The organism is Sphingobium sp. TA15 (genome assembly GCF_037101235.1).
GTDB lineage: Bacteria > Pseudomonadota > Alphaproteobacteria > Sphingomonadales > Sphingomonadaceae > Sphingobium > Sphingobium indicum.
This window is the reverse complement of the sequence record NZ_AP025356.1, coordinates 312501-328522: the sequence shown is the minus strand read 5'-3', so window position 1 is coordinate 328522 and position 16022 is coordinate 312501. Positions and strand designations below refer to the sequence as shown.

General features: G+C 65.1%; 10 protein-coding genes and 2 rRNA genes (1 of these 12 only partly in view). 5 read left to right on the top strand and 7 right to left on the bottom strand.

Going from position 1 to position 16022, the window contains the following annotated elements; all coding sequences use genetic code 11:
* Nucleotide 1: 1 nt before the first annotated feature.
* A complete protein-coding gene (locus Sj15T_RS18695; protein WP_020817728.1) occupies nucleotides 2–907 on the bottom strand; it encodes a LysR family transcriptional regulator in 906 nt (301 codons plus the stop codon).
* 101 nt (nucleotides 908–1008) lie between these two features.
* Between Sj15T_RS18695 and ilvD the strand changes: the two genes are divergently transcribed.
* A complete protein-coding gene (ilvD, locus tag Sj15T_RS18690; RefSeq protein WP_007688035.1) occupies nucleotides 1009–2862 on the top strand; it encodes a dihydroxy-acid dehydratase in 1854 nt (617 codons plus the stop codon).
* Nucleotides 2863–3109: 247 nt separating this feature from the next.
* Here ilvD and Sj15T_RS18685 read toward each other — a convergent pair whose 3' ends face one another.
* On the bottom strand, nucleotides 3110–3541 hold the full coding sequence (locus Sj15T_RS18685; RefSeq protein WP_007688033.1) for a MarR family winged helix-turn-helix transcriptional regulator: 432 nt from the start codon (nucleotides 3539–3541) through the stop codon (nucleotides 3110–3112).
* 94 nt (nucleotides 3542–3635) lie between these two features.
* Here Sj15T_RS18685 and Sj15T_RS18680 point away from each other — a divergent pair, with 94 nt between their 5' ends.
* The 4 genes from Sj15T_RS18680 to Sj15T_RS18665 all read left to right on the top strand — a co-directional run bounded on the left by Sj15T_RS18680 (nucleotide 3636) and on the right by Sj15T_RS18665 (nucleotide 8597).
* Entirely contained in the window at nucleotides 3636–4787 is a 1152-nt protein-coding gene (locus Sj15T_RS18680) for an HlyD family secretion protein (RefSeq protein WP_013053850.1), read from the top strand.
* Entirely contained in the window at nucleotides 4784–6340 is a 1557-nt protein-coding gene (locus Sj15T_RS18675) for a DHA2 family efflux MFS transporter permease subunit (RefSeq protein ID WP_013053849.1), read from the top strand. Before Sj15T_RS18680 ends, Sj15T_RS18675 begins: the two co-directional genes overlap by 4 nt.
* 10 nt (nucleotides 6341–6350) lie before the next feature.
* Nucleotides 6351–7790: an efflux transporter outer membrane subunit gene (locus Sj15T_RS18670; RefSeq protein WP_013053848.1), complete on the top strand. Its 1440-nt coding sequence runs from the start codon at nucleotides 6351–6353 to the stop codon at nucleotides 7788–7790.
* Nucleotides 7791–7898: 108 nt separating this feature from the next.
* On the top strand, nucleotides 7899–8597 hold the full coding sequence (locus Sj15T_RS18665) for a methyltransferase domain-containing protein (RefSeq protein ID WP_041386816.1): 699 nt from the start codon (nucleotides 7899–7901) through the stop codon (nucleotides 8595–8597).
* Here the strand turns inward: Sj15T_RS18665 and Sj15T_RS18660 are convergent.
* The 5 genes from Sj15T_RS18660 to Sj15T_RS18640 form a co-directional block, all read right to left on the bottom strand.
* Nucleotides 8527–9660, bottom strand: a complete 1134-nt coding sequence (locus Sj15T_RS18660; protein WP_013053846.1) for an FAD-dependent monooxygenase — start codon at nucleotides 9658–9660, stop codon at nucleotides 8527–8529. The two genes, Sj15T_RS18665 and Sj15T_RS18660, sit on opposite strands and share 71 nt — an antisense overlap.
* Nucleotides 9657–10721 carry a type III polyketide synthase gene (locus Sj15T_RS18655; RefSeq protein ID WP_013053845.1) on the bottom strand — a complete coding sequence of 355 codons (1065 nt, stop codon included), beginning with the start codon at nucleotides 10719–10721 and terminating at the stop codon, nucleotides 9657–9659. Before Sj15T_RS18655 ends, Sj15T_RS18660 begins: the two co-directional genes overlap by 4 nt.
* Nucleotides 10722–11018: 297 nt before the next feature.
* Nucleotides 11019–12914 carry a potassium transporter Kup gene (locus Sj15T_RS18650; RefSeq protein ID WP_025160872.1) on the bottom strand — a complete coding sequence of 632 codons (1896 nt, stop codon included), beginning with the start codon at nucleotides 12912–12914 and terminating at the stop codon, nucleotides 11019–11021.
* A 512-nt stretch (nucleotides 12915–13426) separates the two neighbouring features.
* Nucleotides 13427–13541 (bottom strand): 5S ribosomal RNA (gene rrf, locus Sj15T_RS18645).
* Between the two features lie 145 nt (nucleotides 13542–13686).
* A 23S ribosomal RNA gene (locus Sj15T_RS18640) occupies nucleotides 13687–16022 on the bottom strand; it runs 460 nt beyond the window's last position.

Below are 16022 nucleotides of genomic sequence, written 5' to 3'. Positions count from 1 at the left end.
GTCAGCCCTCGGCCATATCGAGGGCGATGCCCAGCAAGGCGCGCAGCGTCGGCGCCTCGTCCGACCGGCGCCATGCCAGGCCGGTTTCCAGCAGGGGAGCGGGGCCGGCCAGCGGCAGGTAGCGCACGCCCGTCCGGGCGAGGTTGCGCAGGGACGCAGGGACCAGCGCCAATCCCATATCGGCGGACACCAGGCTGATGATCGTCTGCATCTGGATCGCCCGCTGGCGCACATGCGGCTCCCGCCCCCTGACCCGATAATGATCGACGATCAGGTCGTGGAAGGTGGGCGAAACGTGGCGCGGGAAAAGCAGCAACGGCTGGTCGAGCCAGCTCTCTCCGGCCAGCCTGCCCTCCTCCACCAGCAGGCGGCCGTCCTTCGCCCAATTCTCCGGCACGGCGGCGACCAGCGGCTCGCGCAGCAACGGGCGATAATCGATGGCGGCGGGCAGGCCGGACGCGGGCGGGATCAGCAGCCCGGCGTCGGTCCGCCCTTCGACCAGCGCCTCCACCTGCACGTCGCTCGTCGCTTCCATCAGCGTCATGTCGACGTCGGGAAAGGCATTGGCATAGCGCCGCACCAGCGCGGGCAGGATGCTGTAGTCCGCCGAACTGACGAAGGAGAGGGCGAGCCGCCCGACCGTCCCCGCCCGCAGCCGCCGCGCCGCGGCAGCCAGGTCGGCCACGGCCCCCACGGCGGGCCGGACATGCTCCAGCCATTGCCGTCCAAAGGGGGTGAGCGCCACCTGCCGCTTGGTCCGGGTGAAGAGAGGCGCGCCCAGTTCGCGCTCCAGCGCCATGATGGATTGGCTGAGCGGCGGCTGGGTCATGCCCAGCCGTTCGGCGGCGCGGCCGAAATGCAGTTCCTCCGCCACGGCGAGGAAATGGTTGAGCTGGCGCAGGTCCATGTCATTCATTCATCCTGCGACCTTATAGCGTGCCCGCAATATATTTCACAACCTGTCCCCAATGGCGTAAGGCGGGCCGGAGAGGAACCGAGGACAGACCCATGCCGCATTATCGTTCACGCACCAGCACCCACGGCCGCAACATGGCGGGCGCGCGCGGCCTCTGGCGCGCCACCGGCATGAAGGACGAGGATTTCGGCAAGCCCATCATCGCCATCGCCAACAGCTTCACCCAGTTCGTGCCGGGGCATGTGCACCTCAAAGATCTGGGCCAGCTTGTCGCGAGGGAGATCGAGGCGGCGGGCGGCGTCGCCAAGGAATTCAACACCATCGCGGTCGACGACGGCATCGCCATGGGCCATGACGGCATGCTCTATTCGCTGCCCAGCCGCGACTTGATCGCGGACAGCGTCGAATATATGGTGAACGCCCACACCGCCGACGCGCTGGTGTGCATCTCCAACTGCGACAAGATCACGCCCGGCATGCTGATGGCCGCGATGCGCCTCAACATCCCGACCATCTTCGTTTCGGGCGGTCCGATGGAGGCCGGCAAGACCGAGCTGCGCGGCAAGACCGTCGCGCTGGACCTGGTCGACGCCATGGTCGTCGCGGCCGACGACAGCTATACCGACGAGGAAGTGAAGGTCATCGAGCGGTCCGCCTGCCCGACCTGCGGTTCCTGCTCCGGCATGTTCACCGCCAATTCGATGAACTGCCTGACCGAAGCGCTGGGGCTGTCGCTGCCGGGCAACGGGTCGACGCTGGCCACCCATGCCGACCGCGAAAAGCTGTTCCTGGAGGCGGGCCGCACCATCGTCGACCTCGCCAAGCGCTGGTACGAGCAGGATGACGCGTCGGCCCTGCCCCGCAACATCGCCACCTTCGCCGCGTTCGAGAACGCGATGAGCCTGGACATCGCCATGGGCGGGTCGACCAACACGGTGCTTCACCTGCTCGCCGCCGCCTATGAGGGCGGGGTGGATTTCACCATGGCCGACATCGACCGTCTGTCACGGCGCGTTCCCTGCCTCTGCAAGGTCGCCCCGGCCAAGAATGACGTGCATATGGAGGACGTCCATCGCGCGGGCGGCATCATGGCGATCCTGGGCGAGCTGGAACGCGCCGGGCTGGTCGACGCGACCCTGCCGACCGTCCATGCGCCGACGCTGGGCGACGCGCTCAACCGCTGGGACATCGGCCGCACCAATAGCGAGGAGGTCCGCAACTTCTTCCGCGCCGCCCCCGGCGGCGTCCGCACCACCCAGGCGTTCAGCCAGAACGCCCGTTGGGAGGAACTGGACACCGACCGCGAGACCGGCGTGATCCGCAGCGCGGAACACCCCTTCTCCAAGGATGGCGGGCTGGCCGTGCTGTTCGGCAATATCGCGCCGGAAGGCTGCATCGTGAAGACGGCGGGGGTGGACGAGTCCATCCTGACCTTCCACGGCACGGCCCGCGTCTATGAAAGCCAGGATGCGGCGGTCGCCGGCATCCTGGGCAATGAGGTAAAGGCGGGGGATGTCGTCGTCATCCGCTATGAAGGGCCGAAGGGCGGGCCGGGCATGCAGGAAATGCTCTATCCGACCAGCTATCTGAAGTCGAAGGGGCTGGGCAAGGCCTGCGCGCTCATCACCGACGGGCGCTTTTCCGGCGGCACGTCGGGCCTTTCCATCGGCCATGTGTCGCCCGAAGCGGCCGAGGGCGGGCTGATCGCGCTGGTCGCGACCGGCGACCCCATCCTCATCGACATTCCCAATCGCGTCATCAGGCTGGACCTGGACGACGCCGTCATCGCGGCCCGCAAGGCGGAGATGGAGGGGCGCGGCGCGAAGGCGTGGAAGCCGCTCGGTCGCAAGCGCAATGTTTCCCCAGCCCTGCGGGCCTATGCGGCGCTCACCACCAATGCGGCGCGCGGCGCGGTGCGGGACGTGGGCCAGGTGGAAAAGGACTGATATTCAGCTTGCGCGCCGCGTTCGACGATGCGGCGCGGCCTTGCCGATGCTCGCCCGCAGGCGATCAGTGGAGCAGGATATAGAGCGTGCCGGTCAACGCCAGGGCCGATGCGCTGCACAGGCTCAGCAACCCGACGCTGCATTGGCACATGCTGTAATGCATACGCTCCATCGCACTCTCCCCTGCCGCCGGGCTTATGCCGGTCGACCAGGCGATGATAACAGAGAATATCGCGCGGATCAAAGGTCAGGCGTCAGCCAGTCCCTGCAGTAATTTTTGCAGCGCAGCATGAAAATGCCGCCTGTCGGACGGCGTCAGGGCGTTCAAAAGCCTTGCCCCCAATTCCACCCGCAGGGGTTCCGTCACGGCCACCGCCGCCTCTCCAGCGGGCGTGATGGCAAGCCGCTTCACCCGCCGATCCTCCTTGTCCGGCACTCGCTGGATCAGCCCTTCGCGCTCCAGCCCGTCCAGCGCCTCCGTCACCGTGCGGGGCGCAAGGTTCATGATTTCGGCCACGTCGGCGGCGCGCGCCATTCCCATCTGCGCCTTAATGCACATCAATATCTTGGTCTGGGCGAGCGACGCGCCCTGCTCCGTCATCGCGCGGTCGAAAGACCGGCGGATCAGCGTGATGACCCGAAAAAGGTCGGTCAGTAGCTGTTCGTCGGCGCCATTCATGAGGAACCTCAATAAATGGTGTTGCGCTATAGTGCAAGCGCGAGCATAGGAACGGGATAGAGATCAGCGGGTTCCCTCCATGAATTCTGAGACAGTGGCTTCTTCCTCCCCCCATGGCGACGACTCGGGCCAGAGCCGCCCCTCCGCGCTCAAGAGCCCGCGCACGCGCCTGATCCTGCTGATTGCGGCGCTGGCGCTGATCGGGGGCGGCGTGCTGTGGTTCATCCGCTTCGAAACCTTCGGCAAATATCAGGAATCGACCAACGACGCCTATATCCAGGCCGATTCGATCACGGTCGCGCCGAAGGTGTCCGGCTATGTCGACCGCGTCTTCGTCGAGGAGAACCAGGATGTGAGGGCAGGCCAGCCGCTGGTGCAGATCGACCCCCGCGACTATCGGGCGCAGGCGGCCCAATCCGTGGCGCAGATCGATGTGGCCAGGGCCAATGCTGCAGGCGTCGTCGCCCAGATCGCGGAACAACGCGCCGCCATCGCCCAGGCCGAGGCCGATCTGAACGCCGCCAATGCCAATGCCGCCTTCGCCGCGAGCGAGGTGGAGCGCTATCGCCCGCTGGCGGCGAGCGGGGCTGAAACCCGCGAGCGCCTGTCGGAGCTTCAGAACCAGGCAATCCAGGCGCGGGCAAGGGCCGCTGCCGCCAGGGCGACGCTGACCAGCGCGCAGAAGCGGATCGCCACCCTGCAGACGCAGGTGCGGCAGGCGGAAGCGCAGGGCGAGGCGGCGCGCGCGCAGCTTTCGGCCGCCAGCACCAATGTGGAGGCGACGATATTGCGGGCGGCCGCGGACGGGCGGATCGGCGACAAAAGCGTCAGGCAGGGCCAGTTCGTTCAGGCCGCCAGCCGCCTCATGACGCTGGTCCCGAAGGCCAGCCTCTATGTCGAGGCGAATTTCAAGGAAACGCAACTGGGCCTGATGCGCGTCGGCCAGCCGGTGAAGATCGAGGTCGACGCGCTGCCCGGCGTGGAGCTGCCGGGGCGGGTCGCCAGCATCGCGCCCGGCACCGGCGCCCAGTTTTCGGTCCTGCCGCCGCAGAACGCCACCGGCAATTTCACCAAGATCGTCCAGCGCATCCCGGTGCGCATCGCCGTCAGCGCCGGACCCGAAACCCGGAAGCTGCTGGTGCCCGGCATGTCCGTCGAAGTGTCCGTCGACACCCGTTCGGCCCGGAACGCCGCCGCGCAGATCCGCCGGGAGCAGGAGCGGCATAACGCCCGGATCGGCCGATGAACGCAACCGCCGCTTCGGCCGCGCCGCCCCAGCCCGAACGCGCCGACACCGCCGCATGGCTGGCCGTGATCGCGGGCAGCCTGGGCGCGATGATGGCGACGCTGGACATTTCCATCGTCAATTCCGCGCTGCCCACCATCCAGGGCGAAATCGGCGCCAGCGGGACGGAGGGCACCTGGATCGCGACATCCTATCTGGTCGCGGAAATCATCATCATCCCGCTCGCCGCCTGGCTGGAACGGCTGCTGGGGTTGCGCACCCTGCTGCTCGCCGCCGCCTTCCTCTTCACCGGCTTTTCCATGTTGTGCGGCGTGGCCGGCGATCTGACCACCATGGTCATCGGCCGCGTCGGACAGGGCTTTACCGGCGGCGCGCTGATCCCCACGGCGATGACCATCATCGCCACGCGCCTCCCCCGTTCGCAGCAGCCGATCGGCAATGCGCTGTTCGGCGTCACCGCCATTCTTGGGCCGGTGCTCGGCCCGCTGGTCGGCGGATGGCTGACGGAGAATATAAGCTGGCATTACGCCTTCTTCCTGAACCTGCCGGTGGGCATCCTGCTCATCACCCTGCTGCTGGCGACGATGCCGCATCAAAAGCCGCGCCTCAGCGAATTCCGGCAGGCCGACTGGCTCGGCATCGCGGGCATGGCGCTGGGATTGGGCGGCCTTACCATCGTGCTGGAGGAAGGGCAGCGGGAACAATGGTTCCAGAGCAGCGAGATCGTCCTGATGTCGATCGTCTCCGGCGTCGGCTTCATCCTGCTGTTCGCCGGGCAATATTTCGCGAAAAGGCCGGTCATCCGGCTGAAACTGCTGCTCGACCGGCAATTCGGCGCCGTGGCGCTGATGGGGCTGGTGATCGGCATGATGCTCTACGGCACCGCCTTCGTCATTCCGCAGTTCCTGGCGGCGATCGCCGGCTATGACGCGCTCCAATCGGGCCGGATCGTCCTGCTGTCGGGCATTCCCAGCCTGATGCTGATGCCGCTCACCCCCCTGCTGATCCGGCACCTCGACATCCGCATCGCGGTGGGCGCCGGGCTGCTCATCATGGCGACGAGCTGCTGGGTCGACACGGTGCTGACCAATCAGGCGGTCGGCCATGATTTCGTCGAGTCGCAATTGCTGCGCGGCATCGGCAGCGTGTTCGGTTTCCTCTTCCTCAACCAGGCGGCCATCGCATCGGTCCCGCGCGAGGATGCGGGCGATGCCGCCGGGCTGTTCAACGCCGTCCGCAACCTGGGCGGGTCGCTGGCGCTGGCGGGCATCGCCACCATCCAGGACCAGCGAAGCTGGCTGCACAGCCGCCGCATGGAGGAAAGCCTGAGCGCCAATAGCGGCCAGGTGCAGGATTATATCGGTGGTCTCGCCCATTCGCTGGGCGGGCAGGACGCCGCGCTTCGGTCATTGTCCGGCACGATCCAGCGGGAGGCGCTGGTGATGACCTATAATGACATCTTCACGATGCTGGCGGTCGGCATCATCGCCGTATTGCCGCTGGTGCTGTTCCTGCGTCCCTTGCCCAAGGGGCAAGCGGTCGCGATGCATTGAGGCTGGTTCCATGCGTTTCCCCCAGACCGTCCTTCCTTCGGCCATCCTCGCCCTGCTGGCGCTCGCCGCCTGCACCGCGGGGCCGGATTATCATGGACCGGAAGCCGCAAGGCCGGTCAGCCCCGCCGCCCAATTCGCCAGGGCGCCCACCGACGCCAGCGCGCAGGCTCCCGCCTCTGCAGCCTGGTGGACGGCGTTGGGCGACCCGGTGCTGGACGCGCTGGAAAGCCGCGCGCTTGCCGCCAATCCCGGCGTGGCCGTGGCGGAGGCAAGGGTGCGGCAGGCCCGCGCCTCGCTGCGAACGGAGCGCGCCAACGCCCTTCCCAATGTCAACGCCTCCGCCCTATACGTCCATGCGACCGTGCCCGGCGTCGACCTGGGCAGTTCGGAGGAAGACAGTTCGGAGGGCGGAGACAGCCAGTCGCTCAATTTCTACAATCTGGGCTTCGACGCGAGTTGGGAGGTCGACCTGTGGGGTGGCCGGCGGCGCGGGATGGAGGCGGCGAGGGCTGAGGTTGAGGCGGCGCAGGCCAATGTCGCGGACGCGCAGGTCAGCCTGACCGCTGAAATCGCGCAGGCCTATGTCAATCTGCGCGACCGGCAGCAACGGATCGCGCTGGCGCAGCAGGCGGCCGCCCGGCAGCGCGAGATGCTGCGCCTGACGGAGCAGCGCCACGCCCAGGGGACCGCTTCCGCCCTGGAGGTGGAACAGCAGCGCAACCAACTGGAGCAGAGCGACGCCGCGCTGCTGCCGCTCAGCGCGGAGCGCGACGCCTATCTGAACGCCTTGGCCACGCTGGCCGGGGAGGCGCCCGGCGCGCTCGACGCCATGCTGGCCGCGCCCGCCCCGGTCCCGCTGCCTCCGGCGCAGGTGGCGGTCGGCGATCCCGCCGCGCTGCTCAGGCGTCGTCCCGACATCCGGGCGGCGGAGCGCCGGTTCGCCGCCGCCACCGCCAGGATCGGCGTGGCGGAGGCTGCGCGCTTTCCCAGCCTCAGCTTCATGGGCCTGATCGGCATCGGCGGCACCGATCCGGGCGATCTGGTCGACCTCGACACGCTGGCGGCCATCGCCATGCCGCGGCTGAGTTGGAGCTTCCTCGATTTCGGCCGCAACGCCGCCCGTGTGGGACAGGCCGAAGGCGCGCGGGACGAGGCGGCGGCGCAATATCGGCAGGCGGTGCTCAATGCCCTGCGCGACAGCGAGGATGCGCTTTCCCGCTTCGGCGCCCGGCGGCTGAGCGTCGCCAGCGCCGCCCGGTCGAAGGCTTCGGCGGACCGCGCCGCCGCATTGGTGCGCCAGCGTTTCGAGGCGGGAACGGCCACCCGCATCCAGCTTCTCGACGCGGAGCGGCAGAGCCTGGCGGCAGCGCAGGCGCTGACGCAGGGAACGGCGGCAATGACGGCGGATTACATAGCGTTGCAAAAGGCGCTCGGTCTCGGCTGGCGGTAGCAAATCGACCTTCCGTCAAGGCTTTGGACGCGACTGCCGGATCAACGGCGCCTCCGCGCCCATGAAGATATGAAAATATGCTATGATGCCGGAGAGAAGAGAGGGCATATGGCCGACCTTTCGATCCGTTCGAGGCAGGAAGAACAGATGGACGCGCCGGACCTGGACCCCGCCGTCTATGAACGCGTGCTGCACGACCTGGCCCGCGTGAACCGCTGGACCTTCACCGCCTGGCCCGCCATCGCCTTCCTCAACCGCGCCATCGGTTCGGCCCGGCATTTCCGCCTGCTCGACGTCGGTTTCGGAGACGGCGACGTCCTGCGCGCGGTCGCCCGCTGGGCCAGGAGGCGCGGGATAGAGGCCGAACTGATCGGCGTCGACCTCAATGAAAAGAGCCTTGCCGCGGCCCGCCACGCGACTCCGCCCGACCTCGCCATCGACTATCGCGCCGGGGACTATCTGGACCAGCCGGAACGGTTCGACTTCATCATCTCCAGCCAGGTGACGCACCATATGACGGATGCGCAGTTGATGACCTTCCTGCGCCATATGGAGGCGGAGGCGCGGATGGGCTGGCTGGTCTGCGACCTGCACCGGCATGGCTTTTCCTATTGGGGCTTTCCGCTGCTCGCCCGCCTGCTGCGCGTCCACCGCATCGTGCGGGAGGATGGCCGGCTGTCCATCGCCCGGTCTTTCCGCCCCGGCGACTGGGCGGCGCTGTTGCCTGAGGCGGGCATCAGCCTGGACGATGTGCGGATCGTGCGCCGCTTTTCCTTCCGCCTGTGCGTGGAGCGGATATGCGGGTGAGCAGCGCGGCCTGAACGCCGAGCCCCGGCATCAGGCCCAGCAACCGCATCAGCAGCCCGCGCCCCCATGGCCCCGCCGCCCCGCGGCGCAAGGCTTCGGCAATGGCCAGCGGCCGCCGACTGCGGCGGCGCCATTGGCCCTGCCAGCCCATCGCCGCCTGCGGCCCGCCCCGCAGATAGGCCTGCGCCGCGCTGGTCCCGCTGTGGAGGGCGATGGCGATGCCGTCGCCGGCCAGGGAAGCGATCACCGCGCCCTGATCCCCGATGCGGAAAATGCCCGGCACGCTCGCAGCGGCGCGCCAGCCATAGGGCACGCCGGCAATCGCATCGAAAGAGGGCGGCATCTTTCCACCCATGCGCTCGGCCAGATGGGGCGCCTGCGCCATGATCGCCCGCATCATCGCGGGGACGCCATCCGACAGTCGGTCCCGCGCAACGGAAAGGCAGAGATTGGCGGCGCCATCCTCCTGCAGCAGCAGGCCGGCATAGCCGCCGTCGAACAGGTGCATCTCGATCACGCCCGCCAAGTCAGCGCTGCCGGACAGGGTTGCGCGAAGCCCGACGCAGGGCGCTTCCCGGCAGCCGGCGAGATCGCGGGCCAATCCGCGCAATTCATGCTTGCCCGTCGCCAGGAACAGCGCGTCACCGGCCAATTGCCCGCCATCGTCGAAGCGGATCGAGCGCGCTGCGGGGTCGGCGGCGCGCACCGCCCTGCCTCGCTGGACGACCGCTCCCGCCTGCGCCGCGCGACCGATCAGCGCTTCGTCCAGCACCCGTCGGGAGAGGCCCGCCGCGACATGGGGCAGCGGCAGTTCCATGCGCCGGCCGTCCGCCAGCAGCCGCAACCGCCGGATCGGCCGCGCGCCCAGCGCGAACGCGTCCACGCCCAGATCGGCCAATGCCGCCAACGCATCCCAGCCAAGGAAGCCGCCGCACACGCCATCATGCGGGCCGCCCTGGCGGTCGATGAGATGCACCTGCGTCCCCGCCCGCGCCAGGGCGATCGCCGCCGCCGCGCCCGCCGGTCCGCCACCGACGACCAGAGCGGGCAGGCGCGCCGTCATGCCAGTCGTTCGAAGCGGAACCCCTCCGCCGCCAGTCCCGGCCCGAAGGCCAGCGCCACCCCCTGCCCCGCACCCTCCATCATGTCGCGCAGGATGAACATCAGGGTGGAGGAAGACATGTTGCCGAACCGCGCCAGCACGGCGCGGGAAGGCGCCAGGGCATCGCGGCCAAGCTCCAGTCCCTGCTCCACCGCGTCCAGGATCGACCGGCCGCCTGCGTGCACCGCCCATCGGTCTATCCCGGCCATATCGTCGCTTCCCCACAGGCGGCGGCGCACCGAGGGATCGCCCAGCGCCGCCTGGATGCGCGCCGGCACCTCTCCGGACAGGTGCATGACGAAACCGCTATCCCCTATGTCCCAGCGGATCAGTTCCGCCGAATCCGGCAGGTTGAGCGAGAAGGGCCGGTCGATGGCGACGCCAGCGCCCTCCCCCGTCACCAGCGCGGCGGCCGCGCCGTCCCCGAACTGGAGCATCATCAGCAGCCGCTCGATCTGCCGTTCCGGCTGGAAATGCAGGGAAGACAGTTCGACCGTCACCACCAGCACCCGCGCATCGGGCTCCGACCGGACGATGTGCCGCGCCGTCCGCAACGCCGCGACGGCGGCATAGCAGCCCATGAAGCCGACCAATGTGCGCTCGACCCCCTCCAACCCCAGACGTTCGGCGATGATCTGGTCGATGCCGGGGGCGACGAAGCCGGTGCAGCTCGCCACCACCAGATGGCTGATCCCGTCGAGGGGCACCAGCGCCTTCAACCGCGCAATCGCCTCCATCGCCAGGCGGGGCGCATGATCGGCGTAGCAGCGCATGCGCAGCGAGGTCGGCGGCCTATCCCCCGCGTAGAAGCCGCCAGGGTCGACCGGCGACCCGCCCTCCGCCGTCGGCGGCAGCGCGCACCAGCGATGCTCGATGCCGGATCGCTCCGCCATGCGCTGGAACATCCGCCGCTCTCGCGGATCGTCCAACTGCCCGGTCGCCCATCGGATGAACGGCCCATGCATGTCCAGCGCGGGCACGGCGCACCCGATGGCGTTGATGCGAGCGCACGTATCGGTCATCGGGTCGCCTTGTCTCCTCTATTGGGTGAAACGTTCGGGTCACGACAAAGGATCAATCCCCCTCTGCCGTAAACCTCCCTCCGGCGCAGCAGGAGATCGGATCGCGCCGGATAAAAGCTGTCCCCCATTCGCAAAGACGGCGCCGCATCGGTTCCTCCGTGGCTGGCCCCATGGCGCCGTGCAGGACAATTTCCCACAATGACGGGCATCAGACGCGGAGTGGATCATTTCGCATGCGATTTCCACGCCTTGCCTTTGCGAAAATGACGGCGTGAAGTTGAAAATGCAAAGGGGGGATCAGATTTCGACCTGCGATCCCAATTCCACCACGCGGTTCGTCGGCAGCTTGAAGAAATCCATCGGCGTCACCGCATTGCGCATCATCCATGCGAACAGCTTTTCGCGCCAGATCGCCATGCCGGGCTTCTCCGACGGGATCAGGGTCTGGCGGCTGAGGAAATAGCTGGTCTGGCTGACGTTGATGGGGCCGCCGCAGCCCTCGACGGCCTTCATCGCGGCGGGAATGTCGACCTCCTCCATGAAACCGTGGCGCAGCACCACGCGGTAGAAGCCGGACCCCAGGTCCGTCACTTCCGAACGGCCGGTCAGCGGCAGGTGGGGCACGCCCTCCGTCCGCACGGTCAGGATGATCACCCGCTCATGCAATATCTTGTTATGCTTTACATTGTGCAGCAGCGCGGGCGGCACGCCCTCGACGCGGGAATTGAGGAAGATCGCCGTGCCAGGCACGCGCTTCAGGGAGCCGGAGACGGACTGGATGAACAGTTCGACATCCATCGCCCCTTCCAGCAGATAGAAGTTCATGATCTTCCGCCCGGTCGACCAGGTCGTCAGGATGACGAACACCACCGCCGCCACCCATAGGGGGAACCAGCCGCCGTCGGGGATCTTCGTTGCGTTGGACAGGAAATAGGCGCCGTCCACCGTCAGGAACAGCCCCGTCACGCCAGCGGCAAGCAGCCGGTTCCAGCGCCATACGCTGAAGGTCAGCACCGCCATCATGCAGGTGGTGATGACCATGGTCCCGGTGACGGCGATGCCATAGGCCGCCGCCAGGTTGCTCGACGACTGGAAACCCAGCACCAGCAGCACGACCAGGAACAGCAACGCCCAGTTGACCAGCGGCACATAGATCTGCCCCGCCGCCGCAGCGCTGGTATGCGCGATCTTGAGGCGCGGCAGGAAACCGAGTTGGACCGCCTGCTGCGTCACGGAGAAGGCGCCGGAAATCACCGCTTGGCTGGCGATCACCGTGGCGATCGTGGCCAATATGACCAGCGGCAGCCGCGCCCATTCCGGCGCGAGCAGGAAAAAGGGGTTTTCCGCCGCCGCGGGCAGGTCCAGCAGCAGGGCGCCCTGCCCCATATAGTTGAGCAGCAGGCAGGGGAAGGCGGCGTAGAGCCAGGCTATGCTGATCGCCTTGCGCCCGAAATGGCCCATATCGGCATAGAGCGCCTCCGCCCCCGTCACCGCCAGCACCACCGATCCCAACGCCAGGAAGGCGAGCTTCGCATCCAGCGCGAAGAAATGGATGGCCCACATGGGATTGACGATGGCGACGATCCCTGGATGGCGCGCGATGTTGAGGATGCCCAGCGCCGCCAACACCAGGAAATAAACCGCCATGATGGGCCCGAACAGCGCCCCCACCCGGGCGGTGCCATGTTTCTGGATCAGGAACAGCCCGGTCAGGATGACGATGGCGATGGGAAGGACGAAAGGCGTTAGACCGTCATTCACCGTCTCCAGCCCTTCCACCGCCGAGAGCACGGATACGGCCGGGGTTATGATGGCGTCGCCATAGAATAGCGCCGCCGCCAGCACGCCCAATATGGCGATGGTCGGCGTCCATCGGCTCTCCCCCAGCTTGCGGGAGATGAGGGCAAGCAACGCCATGCTGCCGCCCTCGCCATGATTGTCGGCGCGCATGATGATGAACACATATTTGACCGTGACGATCAGCGTCATGGTCCAGAAGACCAGCGACAGGACGCCGTAGATGTGAGCGGAATCGACCGCCAGCGGATGGTGGCCGACGAAGCTCTCCTTCAAGGCGTAGAGCGGCGACGTGCCGATATCCCCGAACACCACGCCCAGCGCCCCCAATGTCAGGAGAGACAACTTCTCCTGCGGATGGCTGTGGCCCACCCCCTCACCCGCTCGATCCGTCATCCGCACCGTACTCGCTGTTGCCGGGGCGGCTATCGCACGAAGCTGCATTATATTTCCAGTGGGACTTTACGATCGGCATGGGATTCGCACAGGAATGCGCAATTGGGCATCCTCCCGGAAAGAGGATGCGAAAAATGAAGGCTGGCATCAACATCCGGCAGCCAGGATCGGGTGAGATTGGCGGGCCTGATCCTGTTGATCTTCACCTAGCCCGAAGGCGGGCTGCCGCGCAGGCTGGTTATGGAGAACCCGGCGGCGGACATGACCATGCCGGAATTTGCGGCTGGCCGCGCTGCTGTTTCTGAGCACAAGCTCCGGTGCGCATCTGACAATGATGGGGCCGCGTCTTTGGCGGCCGACAGAGCTTTCAGCGCTTCGTCGACCTTGGTGAAGACCGGGCGTGTTGATATTGCGGATTGTGGTGGTTGTTCTTTGGATTGCGCGTTGTGGCGTGCATTGCGCTGTTGAGCGCATGGACATGCGAATGGGTTTAATGGAGCGCGAGCTATAATGCCTGGCGACGACCTACTCTTCCGGGGCTTGAGCCACAGTACCATTGGCGCAGACTGGTTTCACGTCCGAGTTCGGGAAGGGATCGGGTGGGTCACAGACGCTATGGTCACCAAGCAATAGAGCTTGCGCTTCGGGTTTTAATCGGTGCCGTGCACTTGAGATATGATGTCTGGCATGAGGGTGATCACCGCATCTTTGACGCTGGTTTGTTTATTCCAGTGTTGTCATTGATGGTGGGACTCGCTTCTTTGGAGAAGCATTCAAGCGCGAACAGAGCAATTAGGACCGGTTAGCTCCATGCGTTACCGCACTTCCACATCCGGCCTATCAAGGTCGTGGTCTACGACCGCTCGAAGAAATCTTATCTTGAGGGAGGCTTCCCGCTTAGATGCTTTCAGCGGTTATCCCGTCCATGCATAGCTACCCTGCTGCGCCCTTGGCAGGACGACAGGTACACCAGAGGCATGTTCAACCCGGTCCTCTCGTACTAGGGTCAACTCCTCTCAAATTTCGACGCCCACGGCAGATAGGGACCAAACTGTCTCGCGACGTTCTGAACCCAGCTCACGTACCACTTTAATTGGCGAACAGCCAAACCCTTGGGACCTGCTCCAGCCCCAGGATGTGATGAGCCGACATCGAGGTGCCAAACGATTCCGTCGATATGAGCTCTTGGGAATCATCAGCCTGTTATCCCCGGCGTACCTTTTATCCGTTGAGCGATGGCCCTTCCACGAGGGACCACCGGATCACTATGACCGACTTTCGTCTCTGCTCGACTTGTCAGTCTCGCAGTCAGGCGGGCTTATGCCATTGCACTCTAACAGACGGTTTCCAACCGTCCTGAGCCCACCATCGCGCGCCTCCGTTACTCTTTAGGAGGCGACCGCCCCAGTCAAACTACCCGCCACAGAGGGTCCCTGCACCGGATGACGGTGCGAGGTTAGACATCAGAAAACAACAGGGTGGTATTTCACCTATGGCTCCACCGGAACTGGCGTCCCGGCTTCAAAGCCTCCCACCTATGCTACACAGTTCTTTCCTAATGCCACTCTGAAGCTGCAGTAAAGGTGCACGGGGTCTTTCCGTCTAACCGCGGGTACTCCGCATCTTCACGGAGAATTCAATTTCGCTGAGCATATCCTGGAGACAGTGGGGAAGTCGTTACGCCATTCGTGCAGGTCGGAACTTACCCGACAAGGAATTTCGCTACCTTAGGACCGTTATAGTTACGGCCGCCGTTTACCTGGGCTTCAATTCAGAGCTTGCACTCCTCCTCTTAACCTTCAGGCACCGGGCAGGCGTCAGGCCCTATACGTCGTCTTGAAGCCGACTTAGCAGAGCCCTGTGTTTTTGCTAAACAGTCGCTACCCCCTGGCCTGTGCCCCCCATCAGAGCTTGCGCTTAGATGGGGCCTCCTTCTTCCGAAGGTACGGAGGCAATTTGCCGAGTTCCTTCAGGATACTTCTCTCAAACGCCTTGGTATACTCTACCATTCCACCTGTGTCGGTTTAGGGTACGGTCTATACGGAGGGGCTATTTCCTGGGACAGTTTCCCTGCCTGGACCAATCCAATAAGGCCAGACAAGTTGCACCATCCGTCACACACCTCCAGGCCCACGAATATTAACGTGGTTCCCATCGACTACCCCCTTCGGGCTCGTCTTAGGGGCCGGCTTACCCTGCTCAGATTAGCTTTAAGCAGGAACCCTTGGAATTTCGGCGAGAGGGCATCTCACCCTCTTAATCGCTACTCATGTCTGCATTCGCACTTCCGATACCTCCACGGTCGGTTACCCTCCCGCTTCAACGGCCTACGGAACGCTCCGCTACCGCTCAGCACAAAGTGCTGAACCCTAAGCTTCGGTGCACGTCTTGAGCCCCGTTACATCTTCGCCGCAGGATCTCTTGTTTAGACCAGTGAGCTGTTACGCTTTCTTTAAAGGATGGCTGCTTCTAAGCCAACCTCCTGGTTGTTTTGGAAATCCCACATGCTTTCCCACTTAGACGTGACTTGGGGACCTTAGCTGTAGGTTAGGGCTGTTTCCCTTTTGACGACGGACCTTAGCACCCGCCGTCTGTCTGCCGGACTAGACTCGTTGGTATTCGGAGTTTGGTTAGTATTGGTAGATCTCGCGACCCCCGCAACCATCCAGTGCTCTACCCCCAACGGCAATCATCCGACGCTCTACCTCAATAGATTTCGCGGAGAACCAGCTATTTCCCGGCTTGATTGGCCTTTCACCCCTAAACACAACTCATCCGATAATTTTTCAACATTAAACGGTTCGGCCCTCCAGTGCGTGTTACCGCACCTTCAGCCTGGTCATGCCTAGATCGCCGGGTTTCGGGTCTAATGCATCGAACTCAAACGCCCTGTTCAGACTCGCTTTCGCTGCGCCTACACCTAACGGCTTAAGCTTGCTCGATACACTAAGTCACAGACCCATTATGCAAGAGGTACGCTGTCAGGCTTCAAGAGCCCTCCAACTGCTTGTAGGCATCCGGTTTCAGGTACTGTTTCACTCCCCTCATCGGGGTGCTTTTCACCTTTCCCTCACGGTACTGGTTCGCTATCGGTCATGTACGAGTATT